A 23,392-nucleotide genomic window follows, 5' to 3' on the forward strand; every position below is an offset into this window, starting at 1 on the left:
TCAGGCCGGTATGACCAGGAATCCTGCGCGTCGGTCGTCGCCTCACCAGACGTGCTCGCCGACCTCCTGCCTTTCCAGCAGGGCGGCCAGCTCCCGCGCGTCCTCGGCGTCGAGGCCGAGGACGACGCGGGGGCGGCCCCACGGGTGGTCGAGGGAGTGCGCCACGTAGCTGGCGACGGACTCGGCGCCGACGTCGGTGCCCCGCCCCCTGCCCGCCCGCCAGTGCCCCCAGGCGCGTTCGAGCTCGGCCGCCGCGCGCTGGGCGCAGGACACCAGTTCTGGATCACGCATGACTGTCCCCCGGATCAGATCGTGACCGAACCAGATTCGGCCACAATTAGCATGACCCTGTCGAGTAAACCGCCGTGCGGCGACGCTGCCGTACGGCTTGACCCAGGCTTTGGGCGGGCTTGCCGACGAGAGACCTGCACATTGGCCCGCCGTGCCATTGCGGCGCCCGACGAAGGCCCGCAACGGCAGCGCAACCGGCAGATTTCCCCTCAGGCAGGTCCCGTGCTGCTTTCCCCTCAGGCGGGTCCCGTGCTGCGACGCACGATCAGTTCGGGCTGGATCTCGCGCAGCCGGGCGCCCTTGGCCGGCTCGCCGATCCTGTCGCTCAGCAGCGCCGCCGCCGACCTGCCCATGGCGCGGCGCGGCTGGTCGACCGAGGTGAGCGAGATGTGCCTGGAGGCCGACAGGTGTGTGTTGTCGTAGCCGACCACGGACAGGTCGTCCGGCACCCGCAGCCCCAGCTCGGCCGCGGCCGCCAGCACGCCGAGCGCGACCACGTCGTTCGCCGCGAACACGGCCGTCGGCCGCGGGTCGCGGGTCAGCAGCGCGATCGCCGCCTCCCGGCCGCTCTCCTCGTTCGCGTCCGCGGCCTCGACCATGATGTACGGCGCCAGCGAATGCCGCCGCATCGCCACGAGGTACCCCTCGCAGCGCGAGGACCGGGGGCCCTCGATGTGCGCGATCCGCTTGTGCCCGAGGTTCACCAGGTGGTCGATGGCCAGACGGGCGCCGAGCTGGTCGTCGTCGACCACGATGTCGACGCCGTCGAGCTCGATGTCACGTTCCCCTACGACGACGGTCGGGGTGTAGGCGGTCGCCTCGATCAGCGTCTCGCTGGTCGGTGCGATGCCTAAGAGCACCAGCCCGTCGACCCGCAGCTCCAGGAAGGCCTCGACGGCCTCGTCCTCGAACGCCGGGTCCCACTGGCTGTTCCCGATCAGCATGCGCAGCCCGTCGCCGTGCAGGCTCTCCTGCAGGCCGTCGAGGAACTCGGCGTAGAACGGGTTGTGCAGATCGGCGACGAGCGCGCCGACCAGATGCGTACGACCTTCCACCAGGCTGCGCGCGACCGCGTTCGGCCGGTAGCCGAGCTCGCGTGCCGCCTGGAGTACTGCCTGCCGCCGATGCTCACTCACGTGCGGGGATCCGCGCAGCACGAGTGAGACCAGCGACTTGGAGACGCCGGCTCGCTCGGCGACGTTGCGGATGGTGGGTCGTGGCCGAGGCAATGGATCTACCTCGCGGAGCTCGGCGATGGTTGAAGTGTTGACGGGCGGTCCTGACATGTGTCTCCCCCGCGATGCGGATATGGGCACCTGTCTCACCAAACGATCGAGCAAGCCGCAGGGTACGGCTTCGGGTTAGGGAAGCCTGATATTGACCCATTCGCCACACGTCCGCTATTGGGCACGGCGTCGGATACTGTGCTGGTGTGACACCCGGGAAGTCAGCCGAGACGGCACGCCCCGCACGCCGAAGGCTGAGTGTGGACCGCCGTCGCGAAGAGCTCATGGCGGCTGCGCTGGAGCTGTTCAGCACCCGTGACGCCGAGGACGTCTCGATCGACGACGTCGCCTCGGCGGCCGGCGCCTCACGGGCGCTCGTCTACCACTACTTCGGCGGCAAGCAGGAGCTCTACGTGGCGGCGCTGAAGAGCGCGGCCGAGCAACTGGAGTCGCGGCTGCGGCCGACCGGGGGCGGCAGGCCGCTCGACGAGCTGGCCGCGGGCCTCGGGCGTTACTTCGACTTCGTCGAGGAGCACGCCGCCGGCTTCGCCGCGCTGCTGCGCGGAGGGCCCGCCAACCGGGCGGGCGAGGTGGGGGAGATCGTCGACGGCGTGCGCCGGAGGCTGTTCCGCCTCATCCAGAAGCAGATGCGCGTCGACGAGCCGAGCCCGGTGTTGCGCACCACGCTGCGCTCGTGGATCGCCTCCGTGGAGACGGCCGGCCTCGACTGGCTGGAACACCGCGACGTCGAGCGGCCGACGCTGGAGAAGATGCTCGTCGATCACATGGTGGCGCTGCTGGGCGTCGCCGCCGCCTACGACGGCGACGTCGGCCGGCTGCTCGAACTTCTCACCAGGGAGCAGCTGGCATAGCGGGGGAAGAGTGGCGCCGGGCGGGCGACGCCAACTTCCCCGTGCGACGTCACGTCGGTGGACCGGGCAAGCGTACCTGGTCCACCCTCAACCCCCCTGAGGTTCGTGACGACCCTCTCGACTACTCGGAACGCTGCTGCGGAATGCCCGCCAGCAGTGCGCGAACCTCGGTCTCCCGGTAACGCCGATGACCACCGAGGGTACGAATCGACGTCAACTTGCCCGCCTTGGCCCACCGCGTAACGGTCTTGGGGTCGACCCTGAACATGGTCGCGACCTCAGCGGGCGTGAGCAGCGGCTCGGCCTCGGGTGTACGAGCTGACATTTGTGCGGCCTCTCCTCCGTGTGGACCGGCTTAGCGATCCTGTGACTGCTTTTGCGCGTGTCACGGATGTCCCCCTATGGCACAGAGCGTGCGGCTTTTCTGAGCCATATGCGGCATCACCCGATGTGACCATACCGCCACGCAGAGCGATTGGCGAGCCCTTCTTTGACCCAACTGCCCGCCCCCGTGGCGATGTCACGCTCGGTGATTCTAGCGACACGGTTCGTGGTATCGCAGTGAAAACGGCAAACTACTCAGTTCGCAGAAGAGAGCAGCCGGGAGACGTGACCTACTCATGCAGGTCAGACGGTTGTTTTGGGGCTCAGTTGGCAGATTCCAGCTGTTGCATTGACTTCCACCGAAGGATGACGCGCTGGTACATGGCATAGGCAAGTTCTTCTTGACCCGTGTCCAGACCGGTCAAAGCGGCCGAAAGCTCAGCAACCGACTGGTCGGCCTGCAAGGCGTCGTCGTTCATCAGGTGGACCAGGCCGCCGTAGTCGAGCTCCACCAGCGAGTGCGGGTGGAACTCCTCCAGCCACCGCGCGATGTCCTCCACGTCGAAGTTGGACGACACGTCGCCGAGATGCCTGCGCAGCACGTTGAGGGCGCGGGCGGCCCGCCTCCTGGCCTGTGCCATGGAGGTGACGTAGATGAGGTTACGGCCCGTAGCGGTCGTCACGTCCTGTCCCGGGGTGGAGGAGCCGAGCACCAGCCAGCGCTCGTTCCCATCAAACGGCACGAACCACGATGGCGGCACATGCCACGCCGTGGTGCGAATGTGCGTACGCAAGGCGGACGAACCGGCCTGCCGCTTGAACCGGTCGAAGTCGTCGGCCGTCTGCTCCGCGATGGCTTTCGGCACGAGCCGGTCCATCAGCTTCACCGGAGTGGCGCCACGAAGCCGTGAGAACGCCAGCCACGAGCGCAACCGGGTCTGCCAAGGGCAAACGTACAAACGGTCCTCAACACGCCGCAGATAGGCGTTGGGGCTCTCCTGAGCGGGAACGGGTTGAGGGGGCATGCCGAGCAGTCGCATGACCGACTCACCGTGCTCCGCATTGAGCGCGTTCGCCCGGCGCGGACGGTCGCGTGAGTCGGCGTAATCGGCCCACAGCTTGCGCTCGGACTCGGCGAACGCGGTCAGTGGCTCATAGACGCGGAGGTAGGCGGCATAGGGCAGCACGGAGGCATCGTGTCACGAAGAGCACCTGCGTGCACCGTTGAGGCTTACTACTCTGAGAGTGATCTCCGCCGCAAAGAAGCGGTGGACCGGACAGGGAGTCACTACCGTGACCGACGTCTTCGGCACGTCCCACAAGGACGTCCACGAGCAGGTCGTCTTCTGCGCCGACGAGCAGAGCGGCCTGCGTGCCATCATCGCCGTCCACAACACGGCACTCGGCCCCGCGCTGGGCGGCACCAGGTTCTACCCGTACGAGAACGAGCAGGCGGCCCTGGCCGACGTGCTCAACCTGGCCAGGGGCATGTCCTACAAGAACGCGCTGGCCGGGCTCGACCTCGGCGGCGGCAAGGCCGTCATCATCGGCGACCCGGCGCGGCTCAAGAGCGAGGCGCTGCTGCGCGCCTACGGCAGGTTCGTCGAGTCGCTCGGGGGGCGCTACATCACCGCCTGCGACGTCGGCACCTACAGCGAGGACATGGACGTCGTCGCGCGGGAGTCCCGCCACGTCACCGGCCGCACCCTGGCCCACGGCGGCGCCGGCGACTCCTCCGTCCTCACCTCGTTCGGCGTCTTCCAGGGCATGCGCGCCTCGGCCGAACGCGTGTTCGGCACCCCGTCGCTGCACGGCCGGCGGGTCGGTGTCGAGGGGGTCGGGAAGGTGGGCCACCGCCTGGTCAACGGGCTGCGCGAGGCCGGCGCCGAGGTGGTGATCTGCGACGTCGACCCGAGGGCGATCGAACGGGTGCGCCAGAGGCATCCGGAGGTCGAGGTGGTCGCCGACGCCCAGGCGCTCACGACGTCCGACATCGACGTCTTCGCGCCCTGCGCGCTGGGCGGCGCGCTCGACGACACCACGGTGGCCGGTCTGCGGGCCAGGATCGTGTGCGGCGCGGCCAACAACCAGCTCGCGCACCCCGGGGTCGAGAAGCAACTGGCCGACCGCGGGATCCTGTACGCGCCCGACTACGTGGTGAACTCCGGCGGCGTCATCCAGGTCGCCGACGAGATCGAGGGGTTCAGTATGGAACGCGCCAGGGCGAAGGCGGCCCAGATCTACGACACGACTCTGAAGATCTTCGGGATCGCGTCCGACGAGGGCGTTCCGCCGGCCGCGGCAGCGGATAGGCTAGCCGAGCGCAGAATGTCGGAAGTCGGGCGTATAAGGGCCATTTGGCTGGGCCACTGACGCCCCACGCCCATACGACGTACCGAGCTGGGCACAAAACAGGTACGGTAATAGGCGAACGATAGGCTGACGTCCAAAGTCAGGCGGCGTCAGTGTGTGGTGCGTTAGCGACGAGGGGTCGGGGACGACCCCACACGAGGGGGTCGAGCCAATGGGGCGCGGCCGAGCAAAGGCCAAGCAGGTCAAGGTTGCTCGCCAGCTGAAGTACAACAGCGGTGGCACGGATCTTGACCGTCTTCGCGACGAACTCGGGGTCGGCGACTCCAGCAATGACGACGCCGACGACCTCAACGATGAGCTGGCGGATCGCTATGCCGATTACGCCGATGACTATGGCTCCGGAGACGACGACGACGGCCGTCCATCCGGCCGCCGATAGCCGTTCTTCAGAGTGACGTGGCCGAGGGTCCGGCGTCCTGCCGGATCCTCGTTCATGATCGTCGGGCCCCACGGGCAACCGTGGGGCCTTCGTCACGCTTGCGTGCGGTCGAGGAAGTCCGCGATCAGCGGTGCGATCTCGGGGAGCTTGTCCTCAAGCGCGAAGTGCCCGGTGTCGAGCACGTGCAGCTCGGCGTCCGGCAGGTCCCGCAGGTAGGCGTGCGCGCCCGCCTCCGGGAAGAAGGCGTCCTCACGTCCCCACACGATCAGCGTGGGCGGCCGGTGGTCGCGCAGCCATGCCTGCCAGCCGGCGTAGTGCGCGAGGTTGGAGCGGTAGTCCAGCGCGAGCGCGAGCTGGGCCTCCTGGCGTCCGGGCAGGTCGAGGAAGTGCTGGTCGAGGGTCCATCCGTCGGGTGCGACCGCTGAGACGTCCGACGCGCCGCCCTCGTACTGGCCGCGGGTGACGGGCAGGGCCGCCGAAGTCGAAGGCGTACCAGGCGAACCGCTCAAGGCCGATCCGCTGCACGAAACCCTCGACCACGTCCGCGAGGCGGTCGAAGGAGTAGACGAAGTCGTCAGGTGCCCGCGTGTGGCCGAAACCGGGGTAGTCCGGCGCGATCAGGCGGTAGGGGGTGCCGCCCAGGGCGTCCATCAGGCGCCGGTACTGGTGCGAGGCCGAGGGGAAGCCGTGCAGCAGCAGTACGGGCAAACCGTCCCGGGGGCCGGCCTCCCGGTAGAACACCTGTACGCCGTCGACGTCCACGAAACCGTGGCGGATCTGCGGGATCTCTATATCTAATGCCTCTTTCGCTCAATGATGCATTAGTTATAGCGAGCCCGCTTCTAACGGGTCAAGTAGGCGATGTAGCATTAGAGTCATGGAGCTCCTGATCGGCGAGCCGCTCGCGCTGGACCTGGTGAACACCCGTACCCGTGACTTCGACGCCCTTGACACGCCCGAGGGGTTCGGGATCTGGCTCGATCGTCAGGCGGGGCGGCTGACCCCGTCCGAGGGGCCGTTCACGGCGGACGATCTCGGCGCGGTGCGCGACCTGCGGGCGCACGTGGAGGCGGCGGTCGACGCGGTGCGCCGGGGCGAGGGGCCGTCCCGGGAGACGGTCGAGGCGATCAACGTGGCGATGCGCGCCGCGCCCGCGTACGCGCGTCTGGACGTCGCGGGCGGCGCCCTGACCAAGGGCGCGCGCAGGGACGGCGACCGGCGGGCCCGGCTGCTCGCCCAGCTAGCCGAGGCCGCGGCCGACCTGCTGACCGATCCGGCGGCGGGCCGGATCCGGGCCTGCGAGGGCCCGGGATGCCGGATGATCTTCCTGCCCGCGCATCCCCGGCGCCGCTGGTGCTCGCCCGAGCTGTGCGGCAACCGGGTGCGCGTGGCCCGCCACTACCGGCGGCACAAGCCGGAGTGAACGCGGGTCAGCGGTAGCGGGCCTGGCCCGAGCCCGCGACGATCTCGCCCAGCACCCAGGCGTCGAGCCCGCGCCCGCCGAGCACCCGGACGGCCTCGTCGGCCGCCTCGGGAGCCACCACGGCCGCCATGCCCACACCCAGGTTGAACGTACGGTCCATGTCCTTCTGGGCGATCTGCCCGTGTCCGGCGAGCACGCCGAAGATCGCGGGAGGGGTCCAGGAGGACCGGTCGAGCAGCGCGTCGAGGTGACCGGGGAGCGACCGCGACAGGTTGGCCTCCAGCCCGCCGCCCGTGATGTGCGAGAACGCGTGCACCTCGGTCTTCCGGGCCAGTTCGAGGCAGTCGAGCGAGTAGATGCGGGTCGGCTCCAGCAGCTCCTCGCCGAGCGGGCGGCCCAGCTCGGGCAGCACCGCGTCGAGCGACAACGACGCCTCACGCAGTACGTGACGCACCAGCGAGTAGCCGTTGGAGTGGACGCCGGAGGAGGCGAGCCCGAGGACGACGTCGCCCTCCCTGACCCGGTCGGGGCCCAGCATGGCGTCGGCCTCGACCACGCCGGTGCCGGCGCCGGCCAGGTCGTACTCGTCGGGGCCCATGGCGCCGGGGTGCTCGGCGGTCTCGCCGCCGACCAGCGCCGCCCCGGCCAGGCGGCACCCCTCGGCCACGCCGCCGACGATCTCGGCGACGCGCTCGGGAACGACCTTGCCCACGGCGATGTAGTCGGTCATGAACAGCGGCTCGGCCCCGCAGACCACCAGGTCGTCGAGGACCATGCCGACCAGGTCGATGCCGATCGTGTCGTGCTTGCCGTAGCGCTGGGCGATCATGACCTTCGTGCCCACGCCGTCGGTGGAGGAGGCCAGCAGCGGACGCCGGTAACGCAGCAGCGCCGAGGCGTCGAAGAGCCCGGCGAAGCCGCTGGCGTCGTCGACCACTTCAGGCCGGCGGGCCCGCGCCACCTTGTCCTTCATCAGGGTGACGGCGCGCTCGCCCGCCTCGATGTCGACGCCGGCGGCCTCGTATGTGCTCACGCTTTGCTCTCCAACACGAACTTGCCCACGTTGTCCTGGTCGATCGGGATCGGGTACGAGCCGTCGAAGCAGGCTCGGCACAGGCGCTCGGCGGGGATGGTGGTGGCCTTGGTCAGGCCCTCCAGGGAGATGTACCCCAGCGAGTCGGCGCCCAGCGAGGCCCGGATCTCCTCGACCGACAGCGAACCGGCGATCAGCTCGGCCCTGGTCGCGAAGTCGATGCCGTAGAAGCAGGGCCAGCTCACGGGCGGCGAGGAGATGCGTACGTGCACCTCGCGCGCCCCCGCCTCGCGCAACATCTTCACGATCGCGCGCTGGGTGTTGCCGCGCACGATCGAGTCGTCGACGACCACCAGGCGCTTGCCCTCGACGACCTCGCGCAGCGGGTTGAGCTTGAGCCGGATGCCCAGCTGGCGGATGGTCTGCGAGGGCTGGATGAACGTGCGGCCCACGTAGGAGTTCTTCACCAGGCCCTGGCCGTACGGGATGCCGCTCTCCTCGGCGTAGCCGACGGCGGCCGGGGTGCCGGACTCGGGCGTGGGGATGACCAGGTCGGCCTCGACCGGGTGCTCGCGGGCCAGCACGCGGCCGACCTCGACCCGGGTGACCTGCACGCCGCGGCCCGCGATGGTGGTGTCGGGGCGGGCGAGGTAGACGTACTCGAACAGGCAGCCCTTGGGCTCGGCCAGCGCGAAGCGGCGCGACCTGACGCCGTCCTCGTCGATGGTGAGCAGCTCGCCGGGCTCGATCTCGCGGACGAACGTGGCGCCCACGATGTCGAGCGCCGCCGTCTCCGAGGCCACCACCCAGCCGCGCTCCAGGCGGCCCAGCACCAGCGGGCGGATGCCCTGCGGGTCGCGGGCCGCGTAGAGGGTCGTCTCGTCCATGAAGACCAGCGAGTAGGCGCCCTTGACCTGCGGCAGCAGCTCGGCGGCCGACTCCTCGATGGACCGCGTGCGGTCCTGGGCCAGCAGCGAGGTGAGGACCTCGGTGTCGGTGGTCGCCCTGGTGGAGCCGGGGGCCAGGCGCTCGGCCAGCTCCGGCGTGTTGATCAGGTTGCCGTTGTGCGCGAGCGCGAGCCCGCCGACCTCGGTGGAGCTGAGGGTCGGCTGGGCGTTCTCCCACACGCTGGAACCGGTGGTGGAGTAACGGCAGTGGCCGATGGCCAGGTGGCCGCGGAGGGTGCCGAGCACCGACTCGTCGAAGACCTGGGCCACCAGGCCCATGTCCTTGTAGACGAGGATGCGGCTGCCCTCGCTGACCGCGATGCCCGCGGACTCCTGGCCGCGGTGCTGCAACGCGTACAGCCCGTAGTAGGTGAGTTTGGAAACTTCCTCGCCTGGAGCCCAGACGCCGAAGACGCCACAGGCGTCTTTGGGTGCGCGGTCGTGGGGGTCCAGGTCATGGCCGAGCCGGCCGTCGCCCTTCAGCACATGCCTCAGTTTAGGTTGAGAGCTTCCGTGCTTGCACACCCGGGTGCGACATCTGCTGATGTGAGGGCATCTGCCTGGTGTTGGACGCGGGTCAGCGGGGCATCGCGCGGACGAGGCGGGCGAGCAGGTCGCGTTCGGTGTCGTTCAGGCCACGCTGGAGTTGTTCGTCCGTTCTCGTCCAGATCTCCTCGACCGGCTCGCGCAGCGCCTTTCCGGCCTCGGTCAGGTGCACGCGGGCCACGCGGGGGCGTTCGGGGTCGGGGGAGCGGTAGACGAGGCCGGAACGTTCTAGGCGCTGGAGGGTCTTGGTGACGGTGGGCGGCTCGACGCCCAGCCGGGAGATCAGCTCGCCCTGGGTGAGGCCGTCCTGCCGCCAGAGCTGGTTGAGCAGCAACTCCTGGCCCACGTGCAGGCCCAGCGGCACCAGGGCGGCGGCCATTCGGTTGCGGTGGGCCTTCACGACCTTGATCAGGGCGTACGTCAGGGTCTCGTCCAGCATGCACTCATCTTGCCCAGCGCCTGCCGCTTTGGCGCATGGTGACCCAAGGATGGCGGCCGTCTTACCGTGTCGTGCGCTTTTGCCGATGGCCTCCGCGAAAAGGTGAAGTATCCGGCATGCATACCCGTCGGGAGACGCAGACGTGACCACACCTGGGGACCCCAACGAGCCCCGCGAGGGGCAGGACCCGTACCGCGAAGGCCAGGACCGAGAGGGCCGGCCCGAGCAGACGCCGCCGCAGCACACGCCCGAATGGTGGCGGGAGGGCGCGGCCGAGGAGGATCGGCCGGCGACCGGCGCGGAGCCTCCGGAGGGCGGGCCGCACGAAGCTGGGCCGCACGAGGGCAGGCCGTACGAAGCTGGACCGTACGAGGGCGGACCGTACGAGGGCGGGCCCACGAGCGGTGAGTGGAGTCCGGAGCAGTGGGCCGTCGGTGGCCCGCCCGGCGCGGGGCCCACCGGCGGAGGGGAGACCCCGGAGGAGTGGACCACGCCCGACCACGAGCCCGGCCATGAGAGCGGCCATGAGAGCGCGCCTGGGCGCGAGAGCGCGCCGCACGGCAGCCACGCCCGCCCGCCGGAGCCCGGAGGCGCTCAGCCTGGCGCTCAGGCCGGTGCTCGGCATGCTGAGGGGGGCGGGGAGCGTCCGTCTGGGCGGGCTGAGGGTGAGGGGGCTCCCGGGGCCGCCGGGGGTGGGCGGGACGAGAATGAGTGGATCTTCGAGGAGCCTGGGGGTGGCGAGCGGGAGGGCGAGGAGCCGATCGCGCCCGCGCCGCCCGTGGTGCCGCCGGCCGACGTGCCGCCGACGCACGAGCCCAGGCCGGCGGGCCAGCCTGACCACCCCGACCTGCCCACCTCCCCCGAGACGCCGAGTCCGACCGAGGGTGACGCGGGGACGCGGAGGCCGTTCGGGGGGGATGCCGAGGCGACGCAGGTCTATCCGCGGCCTGGGGCGACCCCGGCCTACCCGGGCTGGGGTACGCAGCCCGACGAGGAGCCGGGGCGGCCCGCGCCGTCCCGTTACGAGTACGGCGACGTACCCACCTTCGAGCCCCCGGTCACCGGCCCCCACGCCGCCGCCGCGGGGCCGCAGGAGCCGGGCGCCGGGCCGGGAGGGACACCGTCGGAGACGCCCCACGGGGAGGCGGCCGGATCAGGCGTGCCGGGCCCGGGAGGCGCGCCCGGTGCAGGTGCTCCCGGTGGAGGTGCGGGTGGGCCTGGGGCGCCGTACGGGGGAGAGGCGTCGTACGGGGGGACGGGCGCGGCCGGCGGGCATTACGAGGGCCCGGCGGGATCGTACGAGGGAGGCCGCGAGCCGTCCGCCCCCAGCGCCACCCCGTCAGTGCCCGGCACCACCCCGTCCAGCCCCTACGGCGGCCCGCCCGGCTACGGCCCCCCGGGAGGCCCCCCATACGGCCAGTACGGCCCCTACGGCACCCAGCCGCCCACACCCCCGGGCAGCGGCCTGGCCACCGCCTCGCTGGTGCTGGGCGTGGCCAGCCCGTTCCTGGTGTTCGTCTGCTTCACCGGCGTGCTCACAGCCATCCTGTCGATCGTCTTCGGCTGCGTGGCCCTGGCCAAGCGGGTGGGCAAGGGCCGCGCCATCGCCGGGATCGTGATCAGCGTGCTCTCGCTGGTGTTGTTCGCGATCGTCGCGATCTGGTTCTGGAAGGTGGTCAAGGAGTGTGGCGAGCTTCCTGGTCAGCTCGCCGACCAGTGCTTCGAGAGCAAGTTCCCCTGGATGAGCAGGGGTCACTAGAGCGGCAGGTGGGCTGACAGGTCGGCGCGGGACCCGCTCGCCGCGACCGAGCCCCTGGCCATGGCCTCGTCCCAGGTCAGCCGGCCGAGCGCCAGCTCCATCCAGGTACGGGCGTCGGTCTCCACCACGTTCGGCGGCGTGCCGCGGGTGTGGCGGGGGCCGGGTATGGCCTGGACGGCCGCGTACGGCGGCACGCGCACCTCGACCGTGCGGCCGGGCGCCGCGGCGGCCAGTTTCTCCAGCAGGTGGCGCACCGCCTGCCTGGCCGCGTCGCGCTCGGGGACGAGCCCGCGGTCGTAGGCGGTCAGCACCGCCGCGACCAGGGCGTCGGGCAGGGCCGAGGCCGGGCCGTCGTAGGGCGGCTCGTCGAGGGCGACGAGCTGGCCGTCGACGGCCGCGCGCAACTTCTCCGGGTCCATCTTGCGTGGTGGCACGGGCCCATTGTCTCGCGGGAAGCGTTCACCGGGACGGAGGTCGTCGTTCACCTCGGGTTTCGCCGGTGACCGTAACGTCCCCGCCGTACAACTGCGCATAAATCTGGAGGACCTGTGGCGAACCCTGAGGCGGGACGGCTGCTGCCGCTGCTTTCCACCCCGCACAAAGGCGGCCGATCCGCGCTGACCTGTCAGTTCCGCTGCGGGAACGCGTGCGCGCACGACGTGGCCAACACGACGGGCAACGCCTATTTCGGCGACGTGGTGAAGGAGGCGCTGTCGCGCCGCGGCGTGCTGCGCGCGGGCGCGCTCGGCGCGCTGGCGGCGGGCGTGGGCGTGGCGGGCGCGGTGCCGGCCTTCGCCGACGAGCCCCTGGCCCAGGCCGCGGCGGCCGCCGCGCCGCTCGACGAGGGTTTCCACGGCCGCGGCGGGATCGCCTTCACCCCCGTGCCGCCCAACAAGGACGACGCGCTGCGCATCCCCGACGGCTACGCCTCCTCCGTGGTCGTGCGCTGGGGTGACCCGGTGCTGCCCGACGCGCCGGCCTTCGACTTCGACAACCAGACGGCCGACGCCCAGAACAAGCAGTTCGGCTACAACTGCGACTACGTGACGTTCTTCCCGATGGGCAACAACCGCGGCCTGCTCTGGGTGAACCACGAGTACACCGACGAGAACCTGATGTTCCGCGGGTACACCGGCGGCGCGGCCGCGACCGAGGAGCAGATCAGGATCGCGCTGGCCGCGTACGGCGGCTCCGTCGTGGAGATCGAGCGGGTGCGCGGCACCGGCGAGTGGAAGCTGACCACCAAGGGCCGCCGCCGCTACAACCGGCGCGTCACCGCCCAGACGCCGATGCGTTTCAGCGGCCCGGCCGCCGGTCACGCCCTGCTCAGGACGGCCGCCGACCCCAAGGGCCTGGTGCCGGTCGGCATGCTGAACAACTGCTCGGGCGGCTTCACCCCGTGGGGCACGGTCCTGACCGCCGAGGAGAACTTCGACCAGTACTTCGTCAACGGCGACAAGGTGCCCGAGGCGCAGCGGCCGTACATCTCCCGGTACACGATCACGGCCGGCACCCCGGCGAGCAGCCGCCGGTTCGACCGGATCGAGGAGCGTTTCGACCTGGCCAAGCACCCGAACGAGGCCAACAGGTTCGGGTGGATCGTGGAGATCGACCCGTTCGACCCCGACTCGACGCCGATCAAGCGCACCGCGCTCGGCAGGTTCAAGCACGAGGCCGCCAACACCACCCTGGCCAGGGACGGCCGCCTGGTCGTCTACATGGGTGACGACTCGCGCTTCGAGTACATCTACAAGTTCGTCTCCAAGAACCGGTACATCCCTGGCTTCGACCGGCACAACCGCGCGTTGCTGGACGAGGGCACCCTGTACGTCGCCAAGTTCACCGGCGACAGCCCGGCCGCCGAGATCGACGGGTCGGGCAGGCTGCCCGCCGACGGGCAGTTCGACGGCTCGGGCCAGTGGATCCCGCTGGTGTCGGGCGACAGGTCGTACGTGGACGGCATGACCGCCGCCGAGGTGCTGGTCTACACCCGTACCGCGGCCGACAAGGTCGGCGCCACCAAGATGGACCGTCCCGAGGACATGGAGCGCAACCCGGTCACCGGCGGCGTCTACGTGGCTCTGACCAACAACTCCAACCGCACCGCCGCCCAGGTGGACGAGGCTAACCCGCGCCCGTCCAACAAGCACGGCCACATCCTGGAGGTGACCGAGCGGCGCGACGACGCCGGCGAGACCACCTTCGCCTGGTCGCTCCCGCTCGTCTGCGGCGACCCGAACGACCCCACGACCTACTTCGCGGGCTTCGACAAGAGCAAGGTCTCGCCGATCTCGTGCCCGGACAACGTGACGTTCGACGCCGACGGCAACCTGTGGATCTCCACCGACGGCAACCAGCTCGGCAGCAACGACGGCCTGTTCGTCATGCCGGTACGCGGCTCCGACCGCGGCCACCTGCGGCAGTTCCTCACGGTCCCGCTCGGCGCGGAGACCTGCGGCCCGCTGGTCACCGCGGACCAGAAGAGCGTGTTCGTGGCCGTGCAGCACCCCGGTGAGATCGACGGCGCGACCCCGGACAGCCCGGCCAGCCGGTGGCCCGACGGCGACCAGCCGCGCCCGTCGGTGGCGGTGGTCTGGCACGGCAGGGGCAGGAAGATCGGCAGTTGACCTCAAGTTAACTTGAGGAAATAGTCTCCATGCCATGAGCATGGAAGTGACCGCCTGGCATCAGCTTTATTCGATGAACAACCGTCCCGAGCGTCGCCCGCTGAACCGGGCGACGCTCCGGCGTATCGGCGCGTTCGCCCGCCCGCACCGCCGCAGGATCACGCTGTTCCTGCTGCTCAGCGTGGTGCTGGCGGGCTTGGCCGTGGTGTCGCCGCTGCTCGCGGGGCGGGTGGTCGACGCGATCTTCAACAGTGAGCCGTTCGGCGTGGTGGCCTGGGTCGCGCTGCTGATCGCCGGCCTGGCCCTCGCCGAGGTCGGGCTCGGCCTGGTGAACCGCTGGCAGTCGGCCACCATCGGCGAAGGACTGATCCTCGACCTGCGTACGGCCGTCTTCGACCATGTGCAGCGGATGCCGGTCGCGTTCTTCATGCGGACGCGTACCGGGGCGCTGGTGAGCCGGTTGAACAACGACGTGATCGGGGCGCAGCGGGCCTTCACCGACACCCTGTCCAGCGTGGCGGGCAACCTGGTGCAGCTCGTGCTGACGCTCACCGTGATGATCGGCATCTCGTGGCAGATCACGCTGCTCGCGCTACTGCTCCTGCCAGTCTTCGTCCTGCCCGCGCGCCGGATGGGCGTCCGGATCGCGCGGCTGCGGCGCGAGGCCGCCGACCACAACGCCGCCATGGGCACCCAGATGACCGAGCGGTTCTCCGCGCCGGGCGCGACGCTGGTGAAGCTGTTCGGCCGGCCGGCCCGCGAGTCGGCCGAGTTCTCCGCGCGGGCGCGGCGGGTGCGCGACATCGGCGTGCGTTCGGCCATGAACCAGTCGGTGTTCGTCACGGCCCTGACCCTGGTCTCGGCGCTCGCCCTGGCCCTGGTCTACGGCCTCGGCGGCTTCTACGCCCTGCGCGACCAGCTCGAACCCGGCGCGGTCGTGTCGCTGGCCCTCCTGCTGACCCGCCTGTACGCGCCCCTGACGGCCCTCGCCAGCGCCCGCGTGGACGTGATGAGCGCCCTGGTCAGCTTCGAGCGCGTCTTCGAGGTGCTCGACCTCAAGCCGCTCATCCAGGAACGCCCTGACGCCCGCGAGGTGCCCGAGGGCCCGATCGCGGTCGAGTTCGACGACGTGCGCTTCGCCTACCCCTCGGCCGACAAGGTGTCGCTGGCCTCGCTGGAGGAGGTCGCCACGCTGGACTCGCGGGGCGGCGAGGAGGTGCTGCACGGCGTCTCGTTCACGGCCCTGCCGGGCCAGATGGTGGCGCTGGTGGGCTCGTCGGGCGCGGGCAAGTCCACGATCGCCCAGCTCCTGCCCAGACTGTACGACGTCGACTCCGGCGCGGTCCGCCTCGGCGGCGTTGACGTACGGGACCTGAGCTTCGACGCGATCCGCGACACCCTCGGCATGGTCACCCAGGACGGCCACCTCTTCCACGACACGATCAGGGAGAACCTGCTGCTGGCCAGGCCGGAGGCGAGCGAGGAGGAGATCTGGGACGCCCTGACCAGGGCCAGGCTGCGGACGCTGGTCGAGTCGCTGGCCGACGGGCTGGACACGGTGGTCGGCGAGCGCGGCTACCGGCTGTCCGGCGGCGAGCGCCAGCGCCTGACGATCGCCCGGCTCCTGCTGGCCAGGCCGCGCGTGGTGATCCTGGACGAGGCCACCGCCGCGCTCGACTCCACCTCGGAGGCGGCCGTGCAGGCGGCGCTGGGGGAGGCGCTGGAGGGCAGGACCGCCGTGGTGATCGCGCACCGGCTGTCCACCGTCCGGGCGGCCGACCAGATCCTGGTGATCGAGGACGGCCGCGTGGCCGAGCGGGGCACGCACGCCGAGCTGCTGGCCCTGGGCGGGCGCTACGAGGAGCTGTACCGCACTCAGTTCGACGAGCCCACGGTGGAGGCGGTGGAGGCGGTGGCCTGAGGGTCGTCCTGCTCGGGCAGGCTCCGGGCGGGGCGCAGGGCGTACAGGCTGAGCGGGATGGCTGCCAGCACGATCACCGCGGCGATCACCAGCGTGAACTGGTAGGCGTCGAGGAAGGCGACCAGCGGGGGCTGGTCGCTCCCGCTCTGGCTGGAGCTCAGGATCGCGCCGAGCACGGTGATGCCGAGCAGGCCGAACACCTCGCGCGAGACGTTCAGCACGCCTGAGGCCACGCCGGTCCGCTCCTTGGGCAGGCCGCCGAGGATCGCCGAGGTCAGCGGCACCAGCATGCCGCCGCCGAGGCCGTAGAGCAGGAACCAGGGCGCGACGTCGGCGTAGTCGCCGTCGGCCCCGACGCCGGAGATCAGGTAGATCGCCGCGCCCATGAGCGCCATGCCGAGCGCCACCGTCGGGCCGGTGCCGAGCCGCGCGGAGATCCGCTGCGACAGGATGGCGACGACCGCCATGACCAGGGCCATCGGCACGAACGCCAGGCCGGCCTGGGTGGGGGAGAAGCCGAGCACGTTCTGCAGCCACAGGGCGCTGAAGAAGTAGATGCCGAACACGCCGAACGACCAGATGCCCATGGTGAGCGCGCCGCCGCTGAACACGCGGGAGCGGAAGAGCGACAGGTCGATCATCGGGCGCTCGGCCCGCGTCTCGACCAGCGCGAACCCGAGTGCGGCCGCCGCCGCGAGGCCGAACGCGGCCAGGATCTCGGCCGACGCCCAACCGGCGCGGTCGCCCTCGATGAGCGCGTACGTGAGGGAGACCAGTGCGAGCGCCGAGGTGGCCAGGCCGGGCAGGTCGAGCCGGTGCCGCAGGCGGGTGAACGCGGGCCGGACCGCCCAGAGCGCCAGGCCGAAGGTGGCGATCCCGATCGGCACGTTGATCAGGTAGATCCAGCCCCAGTGCAGGTTCTCGCTGATGAAACCGCCGGTCGCCGGGCCGAGCGCCATGGACAACGCGCCGGACGCGCTCCAGATGCCCACGGCCCTGCCGCGCTCGCCGGGGTCGGGGAAGAGCTGGCTGATCAGGGTGAGCGACGTGGGCGTGAGCAGCGCGGCCCCCACGCCCTGGACGGCCCGCGCCGCGATCAGCATGCCGCCCGAGGTGGCCAGTCCGGCGGCCAGCGAGGCCACGGTGAAGACGGCGAGCCCGGCCAGGAACACCCGGCGGGCCCCGAACAAGTCCGCGAGCCGGCCGCCGACCAGCATGAGCCCGGCGAAGACCAGGATGTACGAGCTCACGATCCACTCCAGCCCGGAGATCGTCAGCCCGAGCTCCCGCTGGATCGTCGGCAGTGCGACATTGCCCACGTTGTTGTCGAGATACGTCATGAAAGTGCCCAGTGTCACGGCACCCAGCGCCCACCATCGCATGCCACAGCCTCCTATACGCCGTACTTGTACGTCGTACAGTTCAACTGTACGACGTATAGTTGTCAACCGTGATGGGAAAACTGACCGCGCAGGCCATCGCCGTGCGGGCTCTGGAGATCGGCGACGGCGAAGGGCTCGACGCCGTGACGATCCGGCGGCTCGCGACCGACCTGGGCGTGACGCCGATGGCCCTCTACTGGCACTTCAAGAACAAGGACCAGCTCCTGGTAGGCATGGCCGACCACCTGATCGGCGGCTTCGTGCCCGAGCCGGCCGACGAGCGGCCCTGGCAGGAGCAGTTGCGCGACCTGACCCAGGGCCTCATCAGGACCCTGCGCACCCATCCCTGCGCCAAGAACGTGATCGAGCAGATCGACCCCATCTCCGTCCCGAACTTCCTGGTCGTCTGGGACAAGGCGCTGGGCCTGACCCGTACGGCCGGGTTCGACGTCGAGGAGAGCTGCCTGATCACCAAGTACCTGCTCCAGAGCGCCCTGGCCATCGCCGACGCGCCCGTCCACCACCTGGCCGGCCATACCGGCGAGGAGATCGCGGAGATCGTCAGGGTCAAGCGGGTCGGTCTCCAGTCGCTGTCCGCCGAGAAGTACCCGTACCTGGTGGAGATGGCCTCGCCGCTGGTCGCGGGGGCCGACCCGGCCTTCTACGACTCCTTCGGCGTCGATCTCGTGCTGCGCGGCATCGAGGCGCTGGCCGCCTCCCGTTAAAGTCTGGATCATGCCCTTCGAGCTGGTATGTGAGATCGAACCTCCCACCAAGCCCGACCTCAAGCGCGTACGCCACCAGATCGGCACGCTCAGCCAGGTCGCCCATTCCTTCCTCATCCCCGACAACCACATCGGCCGGGCCACCGTGTCGAGCGTGGCCGTGGCGCACGAGGTCGAGGCGATGGGCGGGCGCAGCATCGCCTGTCTCAACTCGCGCGACCGCAACCTGCTCGGCTTCCATCGCGACCTGCTGACGGCGGCGGCCTACGGCGTCGGCCGGTTCCTGTTCGTCTACGGCGACAAGCCCGCTAGCGGCAACCGTACGGGCGATCTGACGGTCCGTACGATGATCGAGGAGGCCAGGGGGTTCTCGGCGGACTTCCGCGTCGGCGCGGCGGCCGGGCTGCGCCCGCTGCCCGCCTGGAAGCGCGCGGCCGACTTCCTGTTCTCGCAGGTCAGCTTCTCGGTCGAGGCGCAGGTGCGCTGGCGTGAGGCCAACCCGGTCGACGTGCCGGTCTACGCCGGCGTCATGGTGCTGGCCAGCGAGCGCCACGCCCGTACGCTGGCCGCCGCCATCCCCGACATCGCGCTGCCCGCCGACCTGGTCGAGCGGGTGGCCGCCGACCGCATGGCGGGGGTCGAGGCCGCCTGCGAGCAGGTGTTCGCGCTGCGCGACTCGGGCGCGTTCGACGGCGTGCACCTCATCCCGGTCACCCGCTACCGCGACGTGGAGTCGAGGCTCGCCGGAGCCCTCTGAGACCTCGCGAGCGCGGCCAGCACCGCGCCGGCCAGCGCCACGGCGAACAACACCGCGTACGCCCGCTGGAAGCCGTCCATGAGCTGCCCGACGGCGACCGGGGAGAGCGTGGACAGCGTGCCCGCGTACACCTGGGCGCGCAGCGCCGGGCCCACGGAGCTGGTCACGACGCTGAGCGACAGGCCCACGCTGATCACGATGCCGACGTTCATGATCATGACCCGGAAGCCGTTGACCACGCCCAGGCTGCCGCTCGGCAGCGCGGCCATGACCTGGGTGGTGTTGCCGGTCAGAAACGTCCCGCTGCCGCATCCGGCCACGAACAGGGCGATCCCGGTCACCCAGTACGGCGTCGCCGGATCGGCCGTCAGCATCAGCGTGCCCAGCCCGAGCGCGCTCATCGCCGCGCCGCCGATCGACAACCCGTACGGCGAGACCCGGGGCCCGAGCAGGCCCGCGATCGGCGAGGCCAGCCCGATGCCCACGGGCACGGGCAGCACGCTCAGCCCGGCCGAGAACGCGTCCAGCCCGCGCGCCGCCTGGAAGTAGAGCGCGACCACCAGGATCAGCGCGGAACGGGCCAGCGCGTTGCAGAAGGAGGCCAGATTCGCGTAGGCCAGCAGCAGGCCGCCGAACAGCCGCAGGTCCAGCACCGGGTTCGGCGCCCGCCGCTCGGCCAGCACGATCAGCGGCACCAGCAGCACGAAGAGCGCCGCCCCGGCCAGGACGACCGGGCTGGTCAGCCCGCCGGACCCGGCCTCGTTGACGGCCAGCAACACGGCCGACAGCGCGGCGAACACCAGCACGTTGCCGAGCGCGTCCACCGGCTCCTTCGGGCGCTTCGGCATCTTCCGTAAGATCACCGCGCCCCAGCCGAGCGCGATCAGCCCGGCGGGCACGTTCACCCAGAAGATCCACTGCCAGCCCGCGGTCTCGGCGATCAGGCCGCCGAGCGTCGGACCGGCGAGCTGGGCCACCGACAGCGTGCCGATGTAGACGCCCATGCCCTGGCTGAGCCGTTCGGGCGGGAACGCGTCGGTGATGATCACGGTGCCGTTGGCCAGGATCATCGCCGAGCCGATCGCCTGCACGACGCGCATCCCGACCAGGAACCAGACGTTCGGCGACAAGCCGGCCAGCAGCGAGGCCACGGTGAACAGGGCGAAGCCCGCCAGATACACCTCGCGCCTGCCGAGCAGGTCGGCGATCCGGCCGAAGAACACCAGGCTCGCCGTGTTGACCAGCAGGAACGCCAGCAGGATCCATCCCGACTGGGTCGCGTCGGCGTGGAAGTGCCGCACCACGGTCGGCAGGGCGACGTTGAGCGTGCTGCCCGCGATGCCGATGAGGACGAGGCCCAGGCTGGTGACCGAGCACACGCGCCAGGCGTACCGCATGGAGGTGCCGGTTTCGGGGGTGACCGCGACCATGACTCCCACTATGACGTACGTCGTACGTCCGTTTTGCGCCAAGGGTCACCTGGCTCGCTTGCGTAACCCTTCCACGTCGTGGATGACCACCCGCCGCCGCCCGGTCTCGATGAGCCCGCGGTCACGCAGGGTGCGCAGGGCCTTGCTGACCGCCTCGCGCGAGGAGCCGGTCCAGCCGGCCAGCTCGTCCTGGCTGAGCGGCAGGGCCACGCGCACGCCGGTGGTGGTCGGCTCGCCGTACCGGTCGGCCAGTTCGAGCAGCCGGGTCGCCACCCGGCCGGTCGTGTCGAACGCGCCGTACTCGACGCGCTTGCGGTCCGCGTCGCGCAGCCGGCCGACGACGAGCTGCATGAGCAGGACGGCGATGCGGCCGTGCGCGGCCAGGAAACTGCTGAAGTCGCGGACCACGAAACCCTGGACGGGCTCCAGCGCGGTCACCGTGGCCGAACGCGGCGAGCCGTCCACGGCCGACATGTCGCCCAGCAGCGCCCCGGGGCCGCGTACCGCGAGGACGACCTCGGTGCCGCTGCTCGTGTGCGAGGACACCTTGACCCTGCCGTGCGTCAGCACGAGCACCCAGTCGGCCGTGTCGCCCTCGGTGATCACCGTCGTGCCGCGGTCCCAGCGCCGCGGGCGTCCGGCGGCTCGCAGCGCCTCGATCTCCTCGGCGGTGAGCATGGAAAGGAACTCGCCGGGCTCAGGATCCATGCGCCGATTATGTACGTACGGGCACGGCCCTTCTATGGCATTCCGGCCTTCTATGGCATCCCGGTCAGAACGTACGCGGCCACGGGCTCTTCCTTGCCCTTCAGGCTGAGCCGTCCAAGGGCGTTCACCGAGGCCCCGCCGCCCAGTTGCCTGAGCGTCGTCTCGCCGATCACCACGGTCCCCGGCTCGGCCAGCGCCTGGAGCCTGGCGGCCACGTTCACGCAGTCGCCCATCGCGTTGAAGCCGCGCAACTCGGGGCTGCCGATGTTGCCGACCAGGGCCGGGCCGGTGTTGACGCCCACCCGGAAGGTCGGCCACTCCACGTCGTCCACGCGCTTCCAGGCCATCTCCTCGGCCACCTCGGCGGCGGCCCGCTGCATCTCCAGCGCGGCCCGGCAGGCCGCCCTGGCGTGGCCCGCCTGCGTGGCCGGCGCGTTGAACAGGGCCAGCATCGCGTCCCCGACGAACTGCACGATCGTGCCGCCGTTGTTCAGCACACAGGGGACCGCGGCCGTGTGGTAGCGGTTCAGCATCTCGACGATCTCGCCGGGCGTGACCTTCTCGGAGAACGAGGTGAAGCCCTTGAGGTCGGCGAAGAGCGCGGTCAGCTCCTTCAGCTCGCCCCCCAGTTCCGCCCGCGCGGGGTCGGCGAGCAGTGCGTTGGCCACGTCGGGCGACATGTACTGCCGGAAGAGCGTGTCCAGCTCCTGGTAGAGGCGGGCGTTCTCCAGCGAGATGGACAACTGGCCGGCGAGGGTGGCGGCCAGCGCCTCGTCGTGGCCGGTGCGGCCCACCGGCACCTCCAGCACGCCGGCCAGATGGCCTCTGACGGTGAGCGGGTAGGCGAGCAGGTGGTCGCGGCGGATCGGCGTGCCGCCGTCGAACTCGTACGCGCGGGAGCCGATCTGGGTCCTGCCCTCCGACACCAGCGCGATCTTGACGTCTCCGTACGCCTGCCGTACCCGGTCGAGCGCGGTGGCGAGCAGTTCGCCCTCCGGCAGGCCCACCCGCGTCTGCGCGCTCACCGCCACCAGGGCGGCCAGCCGTTCCGACAGCTCCCGCTCGTGGGCCAGCGCCTCGCCGGCGCGGTCGAGGACGGCGACCTGGCTCTCGTTCAGCCGGAACTTGCCCGACAGCCGGGTCGCGGCCAGCGGCTCGCCCCTTCGTACGTGCTCGACCAGCTCCTCCAGCGCCTGGTCGTAGTCCTGCTGGATGCGCGCGACGGTCGCCGCCAGCGTCACCGAGTCGAACAGCCCGGCGCTCGACCCTTCCCGCCTGAACTGCAGGTAGGCGCTGTAGGCCACGAACACGAAGGCGAGGGTGAGCAGCACGTGCCACTCCCACCACGACAGGTGCCAGTTGAGCTGCGACATCCCGGCGATCATCGCCTCGGCCAGCAGCGCGTACGCGGTGATCAGGCTGACCAGCATGGCCGAGGGGCGGCGGCGGTGGAGCAGGAACATCATCACGCCGGCCGCGCCGTACAGCAGGACGCCGGGGATCGAGGCCGGGCCCAGCCAGCCCATCGGCGCGACCGGCGGCGGCTCGCTGAGCGCGGTCAGCTCGGGCACCAGCGAGACCAGCCCCCACAGCAGCATGAAGCCGAGCAACATCGCCCGGACGAAGTGCTGGGAGTCCAGGACGCCCTTGGCGGCCCGCTCGCCCAGCGGCAGGGCCGAGGCGAACGCGAACATCGAGGCGATCGTGAGACCCACCTGCTGCCCCAGGTCGAACCCCAGCGAGCCGGTCGGCAGGATGATCCCCGGTGTGGCCAGGCCGTGCAGGAGGAAGAAGCCCGCGCTGCTCAGGAACACCATCGACACCAGGAACAGCCGGGCGTCCCGACGACGGCGGGCGGCCTCGGTGATCATCGCGCCGAGCGCCACGTTGATCCCGGCCACCGTGAGGATCATCCAGAAGTGGCTCGCGTTGTGCTGCCAGACGACGTTGAGGTGCTGCTGCCCGAGCAGCAACCAGAGCCCCAGCAGGGGGAGGGCGAGGTGGATGCCCCAGACCACGCCTCGGACAGGCTGCGTGGCCGGCGGCAGGTAGGGGCTGGACACAGACCGATTATGCACGCGGGACCGCCGCCGCCAATGCGTCCTTTTACCCACTGCTCCCACGACAGCCGGTCAATCTGGTCAGTAACCCTCCGCTTCGTGACAAATACGTTATGTAGTTCTTGCCAACCTTTGGAACGGTTGAAACGTGATCCTCATGCACAACATGA

At 70.6% G+C, this 23,392-nt stretch carries 23 protein-coding genes; 9 read left to right on the plus strand and 14 right to left on the minus strand.

Annotation, left to right across the window (positions count from 1 at the left end; genetic code table 11):
* Positions 1 to 42: 42 nt before the first annotated feature.
* Positions 43 to 291 carry a hypothetical protein gene (locus DMB42_RS44095; RefSeq protein ID WP_125645653.1) on the minus strand — a complete coding sequence of 83 codons (249 nt, stop codon included), beginning with the start codon at positions 289 to 291 and terminating at the stop codon, positions 43 to 45.
* Between the two features lie 236 nt (positions 292 to 527).
* Positions 528 to 1,520, minus strand: coding sequence for a LacI family DNA-binding transcriptional regulator (locus tag DMB42_RS44100; RefSeq protein ID WP_125645655.1), 993 nt, complete (start codon positions 1,518 to 1,520; stop codon positions 528 to 530).
* 281 nt (positions 1,521 to 1,801) lie between these two features.
* Between DMB42_RS44100 and DMB42_RS44105 the strand changes: the two genes are divergently transcribed.
* Complete coding sequence (locus tag DMB42_RS44105; protein ID WP_125645657.1) at positions 1,802 to 2,389, plus strand: TetR/AcrR family transcriptional regulator; 588 nt, start codon at positions 1,802 to 1,804, stop codon at positions 2,387 to 2,389.
* Positions 2,390 to 2,510: 121 nt separating this feature from the next.
* Here the strand turns inward: DMB42_RS44105 and bldC are convergent, their stop codons facing one another.
* Complete coding sequence (gene bldC / locus DMB42_RS44110; protein ID WP_013133571.1) at positions 2,511 to 2,714, minus strand: developmental transcriptional regulator BldC; 204 nt, start codon at positions 2,712 to 2,714, stop codon at positions 2,511 to 2,513.
* Positions 2,715 to 3,036: 322 nt separating this feature from the next.
* Entirely contained in the window at positions 3,037 to 3,900 is an 864-nt protein-coding gene (locus DMB42_RS44115; RefSeq protein ID WP_125645659.1) for a hypothetical protein, read from the minus strand.
* 106 nt (positions 3,901 to 4,006) lie between these two features.
* Between DMB42_RS44115 and DMB42_RS44120 the strand changes: the two genes are divergently transcribed.
* Entirely contained in the window at positions 4,007 to 5,086 is a 1,080-nt protein-coding gene (locus tag DMB42_RS44120) for a Glu/Leu/Phe/Val dehydrogenase (RefSeq protein WP_125645661.1), read from the plus strand.
* 151 nt (positions 5,087 to 5,237) lie between these two features.
* A complete protein-coding gene (locus DMB42_RS44125; protein WP_125645663.1) occupies positions 5,238 to 5,465 on the plus strand; it encodes a DUF3073 domain-containing protein in 228 nt (75 codons plus the stop codon).
* Positions 5,466 to 5,557: 92 nt separating this feature from the next.
* Here the strand turns inward: DMB42_RS44125 and DMB42_RS56510 are convergent, their stop codons facing one another.
* Complete coding sequence (locus tag DMB42_RS56510) at positions 5,558 to 5,728, minus strand: alpha/beta fold hydrolase (RefSeq protein ID WP_396985641.1); 171 nt, start codon at positions 5,726 to 5,728, stop codon at positions 5,558 to 5,560.
* Positions 5,715 to 6,116, minus strand: a complete 402-nt coding sequence (locus tag DMB42_RS56515) for an alpha/beta fold hydrolase (protein WP_396985670.1) — start codon at positions 6,114 to 6,116, stop codon at positions 5,715 to 5,717. The genes DMB42_RS56510 and DMB42_RS56515 overlap by 14 nt, the downstream gene beginning before the upstream one ends.
* A gap of 226 nt (positions 6,117 to 6,342) precedes the next feature.
* On the opposite strand from DMB42_RS56515, the gene DMB42_RS44135 reads away from it, so the two are divergent.
* Positions 6,343 to 6,888 (plus strand): ABATE domain-containing protein, encoded by a 546-nt coding sequence (locus DMB42_RS44135; protein WP_125645665.1) that lies wholly within the window; start codon positions 6,343 to 6,345, stop codon positions 6,886 to 6,888.
* Positions 6,889 to 6,895: 7 nt separating this feature from the next.
* On the opposite strand, the gene purM is transcribed toward DMB42_RS44135, so the two are convergent.
* From purM to DMB42_RS44150, 3 genes are all read right to left on the minus strand, one after another.
* Positions 6,896 to 7,921, minus strand: coding sequence for a phosphoribosylformylglycinamidine cyclo-ligase (purM, locus tag DMB42_RS44140; protein ID WP_125645666.1), 1,026 nt, complete (start codon positions 7,919 to 7,921; stop codon positions 6,896 to 6,898).
* A complete protein-coding gene (gene purF, locus DMB42_RS44145; protein ID WP_125645668.1) occupies positions 7,918 to 9,354 on the minus strand; it encodes an amidophosphoribosyltransferase in 1,437 nt (478 codons plus the stop codon). The genes purM and purF overlap by 4 nt, the downstream gene beginning before the upstream one ends.
* Before the next feature lie 91 nt (positions 9,355 to 9,445).
* Entirely contained in the window at positions 9,446 to 9,853 is a 408-nt protein-coding gene (locus tag DMB42_RS44150; protein ID WP_125645670.1) for a MarR family winged helix-turn-helix transcriptional regulator, read from the minus strand.
* 142 nt (positions 9,854 to 9,995) lie between these two features.
* Here DMB42_RS44150 and DMB42_RS44155 point away from each other — a divergent pair, with 142 nt between their 5' ends.
* A complete protein-coding gene (locus DMB42_RS44155) occupies positions 9,996 to 11,612 on the plus strand; it encodes a DUF4190 domain-containing protein (RefSeq protein WP_125645672.1) in 1,617 nt (538 codons plus the stop codon).
* On the opposite strand, the gene DMB42_RS44160 is transcribed toward DMB42_RS44155, so the two are convergent.
* Positions 11,609 to 12,046: a sterol carrier family protein gene (locus DMB42_RS44160; protein ID WP_396985647.1), complete on the minus strand. Its 438-nt coding sequence runs from the start codon at positions 12,044 to 12,046 to the stop codon at positions 11,609 to 11,611. The two genes, DMB42_RS44155 and DMB42_RS44160, sit on opposite strands and share 4 nt — an antisense overlap.
* A 114-nt stretch (positions 12,047 to 12,160) precedes the next feature.
* On the opposite strand from DMB42_RS44160, the gene DMB42_RS44165 reads away from it, so the two are divergent.
* Both DMB42_RS44165 and DMB42_RS44170 read left to right on the plus strand, forming a co-directional pair.
* Positions 12,161 to 14,239 (plus strand): PhoX family phosphatase, encoded by a 2,079-nt coding sequence (locus DMB42_RS44165; RefSeq protein WP_125645674.1) that lies wholly within the window; start codon positions 12,161 to 12,163, stop codon positions 14,237 to 14,239.
* A gap of 34 nt (positions 14,240 to 14,273) precedes the next feature.
* On the plus strand, positions 14,274 to 16,160 hold the full coding sequence (locus DMB42_RS44170) for an ABC transporter ATP-binding protein (RefSeq protein ID WP_125645676.1): 1,887 nt from the start codon (positions 14,274 to 14,276) through the stop codon (positions 16,158 to 16,160).
* Here the strand turns inward: DMB42_RS44170 and DMB42_RS44175 are convergent.
* Positions 16,115 to 17,542 carry an MFS transporter gene (locus DMB42_RS44175; RefSeq protein ID WP_125645678.1) on the minus strand — a complete coding sequence of 476 codons (1,428 nt, stop codon included), beginning with the start codon at positions 17,540 to 17,542 and terminating at the stop codon, positions 16,115 to 16,117. The two genes, DMB42_RS44170 and DMB42_RS44175, sit on opposite strands and share 46 nt — an antisense overlap.
* Positions 17,543 to 17,613: 71 nt before the next feature.
* Here DMB42_RS44175 and DMB42_RS44180 point away from each other — a divergent pair, with 71 nt between their 5' ends.
* Positions 17,614 to 18,267, plus strand: coding sequence for a TetR/AcrR family transcriptional regulator (locus DMB42_RS44180; RefSeq protein WP_260478307.1), 654 nt, complete (start codon positions 17,614 to 17,616; stop codon positions 18,265 to 18,267).
* Between the two features lie 10 nt (positions 18,268 to 18,277).
* Entirely contained in the window at positions 18,278 to 19,024 is a 747-nt protein-coding gene (locus DMB42_RS44185; RefSeq protein WP_125645682.1) for a methylenetetrahydrofolate reductase, read from the plus strand.
* Here the strand turns inward: DMB42_RS44185 and DMB42_RS44190 are convergent.
* Genes DMB42_RS44190 through DMB42_RS44200 form a run of 3 tightly spaced genes read right to left on the minus strand, consistent with a single transcriptional unit; the run spans position 18,985 to position 23,225 of the window.
* Positions 18,985 to 20,454 carry an MFS transporter gene (locus DMB42_RS44190; RefSeq protein ID WP_125645684.1) on the minus strand — a complete coding sequence of 490 codons (1,470 nt, stop codon included), beginning with the start codon at positions 20,452 to 20,454 and terminating at the stop codon, positions 18,985 to 18,987. The two genes, DMB42_RS44185 and DMB42_RS44190, sit on opposite strands and share 40 nt — an antisense overlap.
* 45 nt (positions 20,455 to 20,499) lie before the next feature.
* A complete protein-coding gene (locus DMB42_RS44195; protein WP_125645686.1) occupies positions 20,500 to 21,162 on the minus strand; it encodes a Crp/Fnr family transcriptional regulator in 663 nt (220 codons plus the stop codon).
* 50 nt (positions 21,163 to 21,212) lie between these two features.
* Complete coding sequence (locus tag DMB42_RS44200; RefSeq protein ID WP_260478305.1) at positions 21,213 to 23,225, minus strand: adenylate/guanylate cyclase domain-containing protein; 2,013 nt, start codon at positions 23,223 to 23,225, stop codon at positions 21,213 to 21,215.
* Positions 23,226 to 23,392 lie beyond the last annotated feature (167 nt).

This window comes from Nonomuraea sp. WAC 01424, from assembly GCF_003947315.1.
In the GTDB taxonomy this organism is placed as follows: Bacteria; Actinomycetota; Actinomycetes; order Streptosporangiales; family Streptosporangiaceae; genus Nonomuraea; species Nonomuraea spiralis.